The 1,053-nt window shown below is 39.4% G+C and carries 1 protein-coding gene; it reads left to right on the top strand.

The annotated features are described in order from the left end of the window. Nucleotides 1-274: DUF5365 family protein (locus B9Z54_RS06385; RefSeq protein WP_162785113.1), on the top strand; the 274-nt coding region annotated here is incomplete at its 5' end. Nucleotides 275-1,053: the final 779 nt, after the last annotated feature.

Here is a 1,053-nt window from a genome sequence, read left to right as displayed (position 1 = left end):
ACTTGAAGTATTACATACGGATACGGATTACACGAGGTATAACGGTACATTAAAAGAAGCTTTCCAGGTGATCTCAAGTCTGCAGACACTCATCTCCTTAATCGAGACCGATACGACTAAATCCGATTACGAGGAAATGTATGACCATAATCTATCAATCCTAAAGAGCTTCAATCTTTTCTTCCCATTTGATATGGATCATTTCCGGGAGTACTGCAACTACGAAGACAAAGTCAGCGTCTATGCCAAACCAGCCAACCAGCTGCTTGTTTGAAAAAAATTTGCTTTTCCATGAATAAAAAGAGAGGGACAGGCATACTTATAGATAATCAAGAAGAGATCTTCACCAATCTCTTCATTGATTCATCTTGTAATTCTCCTCTATATTCTGCTTCGGCAGGATGATCGGCCACTGAGCTTAGGCTTGGTGGTTTTTTTGTACCAGTAGGCAAACTTGAAATCAAACATTCTAAAAGATTTTGTTGGAGGATGGAGAGAAACGTACCATTAACTAAGTGAAAACAAAAGATAATGGTAAGATTAGCGGGGAATCGTACCATCAACCAGAGGGAATGCGAAGATAATGGTACGATTAGCCAAGAAACATACCACTAACTAAGAGAAACCCGAAGATAATGGTACGATTAGCCGAGAAACGTACCATCAACCAAATGAACCTCAAAGATAATGGTACGATTAGCCGAGAAACGTACCATCAACCAAAGGAAATCCGAAGATAATGGTAAGATAAACTGAGAAACGTACCATTAACCAGAGGGAATGCGAAGATAATGGTACGATTAGCCAAGAAACATACCATTAACTAAGGGAAACCCGAAGATAATGGTACGATTAACCGAGAAACGTACCATCAACCAAAGGAAACCCAAAGATAATGGCAAGATTAGCGGGGAAACGTACCATCAACCAGAGGAACTTCAAAGATAATGGTAAGATAAGCTGAGAAACGTACCATTAACTAAACGAAACCCAAAGATAGAGGTAAGATAAGCGGAGAATCGTACCATTAAGCAGAGGAAATCCAAAGATAAT

This window comes from Bacillus sp. P14.5 (genome assembly GCF_003316765.1).
Taxonomy (GTDB): domain Bacteria; phylum Bacillota; class Bacilli; order Bacillales; family Bacillaceae_B; genus Rossellomorea.
Note: the sequence above shows the minus strand (reverse complement) of the source record. Positions and strands in the feature narration are given on the sequence as shown.